The sequence below is a fragment of the Synechococcus sp. CCAP 1479/10 genome, assembly GCF_019038515.1.
In the GTDB taxonomy this organism is placed as follows: Bacteria; Cyanobacteriota; Cyanobacteriia; order PCC-6307; family Cyanobiaceae; genus Cyanobium.
Genome location: NZ_JAFKRJ010000046.1, coordinates 24754 through 31104, shown reverse-complemented (window position 1 = coordinate 31104; position 6351 = coordinate 24754). Strand labels below are relative to the sequence as shown.

The window sequence follows — 6351 nt, the reverse complement described above, 5'->3', positions numbered from 1 at the left end:
CGCCGCCGCGACCGCCATCGTCGATGGCAACTACGCCTGGGAGTGGTGGTACAAGTTCCAGGTCACCGACAACATCAGCGTGACCCCCGCGCTCTACTACCTGAGCGCTCCCCTGGGTCAGGTCTCCAAGAACGTCGGTGCGATCGGTCCTGTGGGCTCCGATTTCAACAACTTCGGCGGCTTCATCAAGACCACCTTCAAGTTCTGATCCTTTCGGATCCATCACCCTCACAATCTGTCTTCCCATTCGCCCGGCTGCTCTGCAGCCGGGCTTTTTTTGTGCATCAACACGCCAATCTCCGGCGCATCGTTGGACCAACGGGAGTCGGCGGGTCTTCCAGGATCGAAAGACAGCGCCCGCCCAGCCACCAGCGGCTCCGGCGGCGCCCGAATGTCATCCGCAATACCTGCCGGTGTGATCAGGTCCTGCTGCGGCGCCCCTGGATTCCTATACCTTTGCGCCGTCCCCCTCGGGGGATTCCTCTTTTTGGTGTGAGGACCAATGAAACCCTTCCAGCAATTCCTGCTGGCGCCGGTGGCCCTTGGGCTGCTGTCGCCGCTTGCCGCTTCGGCCGGCGAGATCTCCCAGTCCCAGCGGGCTGAGATCTCCACGTACATGGAGCAGCAGGACATCGATCGCTTCAAGGCCTGGGAAGCCCAGAACCAGGTCACCAGCATCAACCAGTTCTCCGACGTCAAGCCCACCGACTGGGCGTTCCAGGCCCTCTCCAACCTGGTCGAGCGCTACGGCTGCGTCGCCGGCTACCCGAACGGCACCTTCAAGGGCGGCCAGGCCATGACCCGCTATGAAGCGGCGGCCCTGCTGAACGCCTGCCTCGACCGGATCACCGAGGTGACCGACGAGCTGAAGCGCCTGATGGACGAGTTCGAGAAGGAACTCGCCGTGCTGCGCGGCCGTGTGGATGGCCTCGAGGCCAAGGTGGGTGAGCTCGAGGCCACCCAGTTCTCCACCACCACCAAGCTCCAGGGTGATGCCGTCTTCGTGATCGGCTCCAACAGCTTCGGTGGCAACCAGGGCCTGCCGAACCCGGCCGTCGGCGTGCCCGCCGGCGCGGCCAACGCCTTCCCCGCCAACAACCGGCGCAACTGGGGCGCCACGGTGTTCAACTACGACATCCGCCTCAACTTCCTCACCAGCTTCACCGGCAAGGACCTGCTGTACACCCGTCTGCGCAGCGGCAACTTCAACAACAGCCCCTTCGGCGGCCAGCCCTACAACCTGATGGCGCTGGATCGCGCCTTCTCCCCCGTCGGTGGTGCTGACGTCGTCAACATCGACCGTCTCTACTACCGCTTCCCGATCGGCCGCGACTTCACCGCCCTGATCGGTGCCAAGGCGCGGAACACCGAGTTCCTGGCGATCACGCCCTGGTTCTACCGCTCCGAGATCCTCGACGTCTTCACGCTGCACGGCGCCCCCGGTACCTACAACAAGGCCACCGGCGCCACCTTCGGCCTGATGTGGAAGCAGAACGTCAAGAAGGGCAAGCCCTTCTTCGCGATCTCCACCGCCTACGTCGCCCCCAACGCCGACAACGGCAACCCGAACCAGGGTGGCCTGCTGGGCGAGCGCAGCCGCGGCACCTGGACCACCCAGGCCGGTGTGGCCGGCAAGAACTGGCGCTTCGCCTTCGCCTGGAGCTACGTCCAGTGCGGCCAGAACTTCCGCCGCGGCACCTCCTTCGCCCAACCGGCGGTCGACTGCCCCAACATCACCAACAACTTCCTGGGTTCGGAGAACTTCGGCACCAGTGCCGCCTACTCCAACAACTTCGCCACCACCTTCGCCTGGCAGCCCAAGAAGAGCGGCTGGATCCCCTCCATCAACCTGGGCTGGGGCTACAACGCCATGACCCAGCCCCAGCTGAACCCCCAGACCGCCCTGATTGGCAGAGGCGCCACCGCGATCCGGGTGCCGACGTTCGACACGGTTCCGACCTTCAACCAGTCGGCCAACCGCGGCGCCAGCCAGTCCTGGAGCGTGGGCCTGCAGTGGAACGATGTGTTCATGAAGGGCAACCAGGCCGGTATGGCCGTGGGTCAGCCGGTGTTCGCCACTTCGCTGCGCAACGGTCAGACCCCCCAGGACGGCAACTTCGCCTGGGAGTGGTGGTACAAGTTCCAGGTCACCGACAACATCAGCGTGACCCCGGCGCTCTTCTACCTGAGCCGCCCCAACGGCCAGTTCACCACCATCGGCCAGTCGAGCAGCGTGCTCGGCGGCCTGATCCAGACCCAGTTCAGGTTCTGATCCTTCAGGGTCCCTCGCGGGACCCTCGGATCGGCGCTCCTTCCTCCTCACCCTTCCTCACAACCCTCCGGCCCCCCTCTCCAGGGGGGCTTTTTCATGGGCGGCTGCGGCGGGATCCGTCCGGGCGGGCCCATCGGCGATGCTGGAGCCAGATGGCGCCGCCAGCGCATGGCCAGGACCTCCGCCGACCACTACGCCATCCTCGGGGTCTCGCCTGGGGCCACCACCGCCGAGATCAAGGCCGCCTACCGCGCCCTCGTCAAACGCCATCACCCGGATGCCGGCGGCGATCCGCGCACGATCCTGGCCCTGAATGCGGCCTGGGAGGTGCTGGGCGACGGGGACCGCCGCCGCCATTACGACCACGGGGCCGGCGTCGGCATACCGGCACGCACCGCCGCGGGCGGTGCCGGGGCGGCCAAGGGACCAGGGGCAGGCCGCCATCGCGGCGTCGGCGCCGCCAGTGACGAGGAGCTCCTCGGCTGGCTCCAGCAGGTGTACGTGCCGATCGACCGGCTGATCGGTCAGGTGATCAATCCGTTCCCGGCCCAGCTGCGCTCCCTGGCCGCCGATCCCTACGACGACGAGCTGATGGGGGCGTTCTGCGCCTTCCTCGACCAGAGCCGGTTGCGCATGGAGAAGGTGGAGGCGCTGTATCGCTCACGGGCCTGTCCGTCGGCGGCCAAGGGGTTCGGCCTCAGCCTCTACCACTGCCTCAGCCAGGTGCAGGACGCCCTGGTGGAGCTGGAGCGCTACACCATGGGCTATGTGGACAGCTACCTCCATGACGGCAAGGAGATGCTGCGGGAGGCCCGGCTGCGCCGCAGCCGCCTGAAGGAGGAACGGCGCCGGGTGGAGATCTAGGTGGCGCTGACGGTCTAGGCGCGGACGATCTAGGCGGCGGGCATCGCCTCGAGCTGGTCGAGCCGCAGCCACACGTCGGGAACGGGCAGGCGCCAGCGGAGCTGGGCGTGCTCCCCCTGGATCGCCAGGATCTCCCCGGGCCCCTCGAACAGGTAGCCGGGGGGCACCGGATCGCTGGCCCCGGCCTCGAGGCTGTTGGTGTAGGCGATTCTGTTCACCCTGACCAGGGCACCCTTTTTCAGGCTCGGGGGAGCGGCAGGCGCGGACTCAGCCATCGTGAAGAGGAGGGTTCGGCACAGGTTAGGGCTGCCGGAACCTAACCTCGGCACTGGATTCCGATGGAACGGTGGGCATGCGGCTGCTTCTGCTCGGATGCACGGGTTTCGTCGGCCGGGAGCTGGTGCCGTTCCTGCTCAACCTCGGCCACCAGCTCACCCTGGTGAGCCGCCGCGCCCGGCCCGACAGCGAGGCGGCCGACCCCCGGCTCACCACCCTCTGCTGCGATCCCGCCGACCCGGCCAGCTGGGGCCAGCCGGCGCTGCTGGAGGCCCTGGCGGCGGCCGATGGGGTCGTCAACCTGGCCGGGGAGCCGATCGCTGACCAGCGCTGGACGCCGGTCCACCGCCAGCGGCTGCTCGACAGCCGCATCGGCACCACCACCCACCTGGTGCGGGCGATGGCGGCCCTGGCCACACCGCCCCGGGTGCTGGTGAACGGCTCGGCCGTGGGCTACTACGGCACCAGCCTGGAGGCCGGCTTCACGGAGGCCAGCCCCCCCGGCGACGATTTCCTGGCCCGTCTCTGCGCCCGCTGGGAGGCCGCCACCCAGGTCGCTCCCGAGGCCTGCCGCATCGTGGTGCTGCGGGTGGGCATCGTGCTCGGACCCGACGGCGGCGCCCTCGGCAAGATGCTGCCCGTGTTCCGGGCCGGCTTCGGCGGGCCGGTGGGCAGTGGCCAGCAGTGGATGAGCTGGATCCACCGCCACGACCTCTGCCGGCTGATCGTCACCGCCCTGGAGGACGACGCCTACGCCGGCCCGTACAACGCCGTGGCCCCGGAGCCCACCCGCATGGGGATCTTCGCCTCCAGCCTCGGCCGTGCCCTCGGCCGGCCCAGCCTGCTGCCGGTGCCCGGCCCCCTGCTGCAGCTGCTGCTCGGCGACGGTGCCGCGGTGGTGCTCGAAGGCCAGCAGGTCCTCCCCGAGCGGCTGCTGGCCCAGGGTTTCCACTTCCAGTACCCGGAGCTCAGCGCTGCCCTCGCCGCTGCCACCAGCCCAGCCCGCCGCTGAGCAGGGCCGCCGCCATCAGCAGGCCGATCGCCGGCGTGAATAGCGGCTGCCACAGCCGCTGGAAGAGCTCCAGGGGAGCGTCCAGCCGCTGGCCGTGGAGCACCACCGCCACGGCGAAGAACAGGGCCCCGGCCAGCACGAGGAAGACGTCGGCCACCAGCACGACATCGAGAACGCGGCGCACTTGCGCGACGGGGCCGGTGGCGGGAGTGCTCATGCCTGAGGGGTGAGCCGGGAGGGGGAAATCCCCGGTGAGCCCAAACCTAAACTCGACCGTGCTTGGTGTCCCGTGTGCCCCTTTCCCCCGCTCCCAGGATCCTGCTGATCAGCAACGGCCATGGGGAGGATCTCAATGGGGGACTGATCGCCGATGGCCTGCGCCAGTGTGATCCGAGGCTGGAACTGGCGGCCCTGCCCATCGTCGGCGCCGGATCGGCCTACGCACGCCGCGGTATTTCCCTGCTCTACGCGGGCCGCAGCCTGCCGTCCGGGGGCATGGTGTACCAGGGCCTCAACCTCTGGAAGGACCTGGCGGCGGGCTGGCTGCAGCAGAGTCTGGCCCAGCTCTGGACGGCCTGGCGCCAGGGTCGCCGCTTCGATCTGGTGGTCAGCATCGGCGACCACGTCCCCCTGATCTTCGCCCTGCTCACCGGACGGCCGACGGTGGTGTTCCTGGTCTCCACCTCGAGCTACTACGAGGGCCGGCTGCGGCTGTCCGCCCTCACCCGCTGGTGCTGCCGGCGGCGGCGGGTACGCGTGGTGCTCACCCGCGACGCCTTCACCGCCACCGACCTCCAGGCCCAGGGCCAGGCCAAGGCCCTGTTCCGCGGCTACCCGATCATGGATCTGCCGCCACCGGACGCCGGCCAGGTGGCCCGCCTGCCGGGCACCCGCACCCTGGCGCTGGTCCCGGGCAGCCGCTTCCCGGAGGCCCTCCACAACCTGGTGCTGATGCTGCGGCTCTGCAGCCAGCTGGGCGAACGGGACGGGGAGGGGCCGTGGCGCTTCCTGGTGGCGGTGGTCGAGAGCCCCCACTGGCGGGAACTGGAACCCCTGGCGGCGGCGGTCGGCTGGCAGCTGGACGGCGGCGTGCTCCGCTCCGCCGGCGGCGACCTTGAAGTGCGGCTGCTGCCGGGGGCCCTGGCCTCGATCCTGGCCGCCAGTGACCTGGTGGTGGGCATGGCCGGCACCGCCGTGGAGCAGGCGGTGGGCTTCGGCCTGCCCGTGGTGCAGCTGGTGGGCCGCGGTCCCCAGTTCAGCTACCCCTTCGCCGAATCCCAGATGCGGCTGCTGGGCCCCACGGTCCACACCGTTGGGCAGCGCCCGGCCGACACGGCCGATCTGCAGGAGGCCGCCGTCCTGATCCAGCGCCTGCTGGCCGACCCCGACCTGCCCCAGCGCTGCGCCCAGGCCGCCCTGGAGCGGGTCGGCCCCCCCGGGGGCTCGCGGCGCATCGCCGAAACCGTGCTCGAGGCCCTCGGCCGGGGCCCCGGCGGCTTCAGCTGAGCCAGGCCTTCACCTTCTCCAGGGCCTGCCAGCCCGGACGCCGCTGCAGGCCATCGGCGATCGAACCCTGCAGTTCCTCCGCCAGTTCCGGGGCCATCAGCATCACCCGCTTGACCACCTCGATATGCTCGCGCACGCCCTTGGCGCCGGTCTCCAGCATCGCCACGCTCAGGTTGATGCGGGCCTGGGGATCCTGGGGATTGAGCTTCACCGCGTTGCGGGCCGAGGGCAGGGCCGCCTGGGGCTGGTCGAGCAGGAGCTGCAGCCAGGCCAGACAGGTCCATCCCGCCGACTGCCGCGGCTCCTGGGCCGTGATCTGCAGGAACTCGTCAATCAGCTCCTCAGGCGCGGCGCCCTGCTGGTAGCGGGCGATGGCCTGGTCGAAGCGGGACTCCTGCTGGGCCGTCATGGCGGCTGGGGT

8 protein-coding genes are annotated in these 6351 nt (G+C 69.6%); 5 read left to right on the top strand and 3 right to left on the bottom strand.

Annotation, left to right across the window (positions count from 1 at the left end; translation table 11 throughout):
• The 3 genes from KUG39_RS15195 to KUG39_RS15185 form a co-directional block, all read left to right on the top strand.
• On the top strand, positions 1 to 208 hold a 208-nt coding region (locus KUG39_RS15195; protein ID WP_216916148.1), incomplete at its 5' end, for a carbohydrate porin.
• 294 nt (positions 209 to 502) lie between these two features.
• Positions 503 to 2272, top strand: a complete 1770-nt coding sequence (locus KUG39_RS15190; protein WP_216916146.1) for an iron uptake porin — start codon at positions 503 to 505, stop codon at positions 2270 to 2272.
• A gap of 168 nt (positions 2273 to 2440) precedes the next feature.
• Positions 2441 to 3136, top strand: coding sequence for a J domain-containing protein (locus KUG39_RS15185; protein WP_190612576.1), 696 nt, complete (start codon positions 2441 to 2443; stop codon positions 3134 to 3136).
• A 29-nt stretch (positions 3137 to 3165) separates the two neighbouring features.
• Here the strand turns inward: KUG39_RS15185 and KUG39_RS15180 are convergent, their stop codons facing one another.
• On the bottom strand, positions 3166 to 3411 hold the full coding sequence (locus KUG39_RS15180; RefSeq protein WP_094587318.1) for an NAD(P)H-quinone oxidoreductase subunit O: 246 nt from the start codon (positions 3409 to 3411) through the stop codon (positions 3166 to 3168).
• A gap of 77 nt (positions 3412 to 3488) precedes the next feature.
• Here KUG39_RS15180 and KUG39_RS15175 point away from each other — a divergent pair, with 77 nt between their 5' ends.
• On the top strand, positions 3489 to 4424 hold the full coding sequence (locus tag KUG39_RS15175; RefSeq protein ID WP_094587317.1) for a TIGR01777 family oxidoreductase: 936 nt from the start codon (positions 3489 to 3491) through the stop codon (positions 4422 to 4424).
• Here KUG39_RS15175 and KUG39_RS15170 read toward each other — a convergent pair.
• Positions 4381 to 4641 (bottom strand): DUF8620 family protein, encoded by a 261-nt coding sequence (locus tag KUG39_RS15170; protein WP_094587316.1) that lies wholly within the window; start codon positions 4639 to 4641, stop codon positions 4381 to 4383. The two genes, KUG39_RS15175 and KUG39_RS15170, sit on opposite strands and share 44 nt — an antisense overlap.
• A gap of 74 nt (positions 4642 to 4715) precedes the next feature.
• Here KUG39_RS15170 and KUG39_RS15165 point away from each other — a divergent pair, with 74 nt between their 5' ends.
• On the top strand, positions 4716 to 5930 hold the full coding sequence (locus tag KUG39_RS15165; RefSeq protein ID WP_216916144.1) for a lipid-A-disaccharide synthase-related protein: 1215 nt from the start codon (positions 4716 to 4718) through the stop codon (positions 5928 to 5930).
• On the opposite strand, the gene KUG39_RS15160 is transcribed toward KUG39_RS15165, so the two are convergent.
• Positions 5923 to 6339 carry a tetratricopeptide repeat protein gene (locus tag KUG39_RS15160; RefSeq protein ID WP_094587315.1) on the bottom strand — a complete coding sequence of 139 codons (417 nt, stop codon included), beginning with the start codon at positions 6337 to 6339 and terminating at the stop codon, positions 5923 to 5925. The genes KUG39_RS15165 and KUG39_RS15160 overlap by 8 nt on opposite strands.
• Positions 6340 to 6351 lie beyond the last annotated feature (12 nt).

Bases quoted from the DNA above. Each gene is read 5' to 3' on its own strand.
- KUG39_RS15160 (WP_094587315.1), bottom strand. From the start codon at position 6,339: ATGACGGCCCAGCAGGAGTCCCGCTTCGACCAGGCCATCGCCCGCTAC.
- KUG39_RS15190 (WP_216916146.1), top strand. From the start codon at position 503: ATGAAACCCTTCCAGCAATTCCTGCTGGCGCCGGTGGCCCTTGGGCTG.
- KUG39_RS15170 (WP_094587316.1), bottom strand. From the start codon at position 4,641: ATGAGCACTCCCGCCACCGGCCCCGTCGCGCAAGTGCGCCGCGTTCTC.
- KUG39_RS15180 (WP_094587318.1), bottom strand. From the start codon at position 3,411: ATGGCTGAGTCCGCGCCTGCCGCTCCCCCGAGCCTGAAAAAGGGTGCC.
- KUG39_RS15175 (WP_094587317.1), top strand. From the start codon at position 3,489: ATGCGGCTGCTTCTGCTCGGATGCACGGGTTTCGTCGGCCGGGAGCTG.
- KUG39_RS15185 (WP_190612576.1), top strand. From the start codon at position 2,441: ATGGCCAGGACCTCCGCCGACCACTACGCCATCCTCGGGGTCTCGCCT.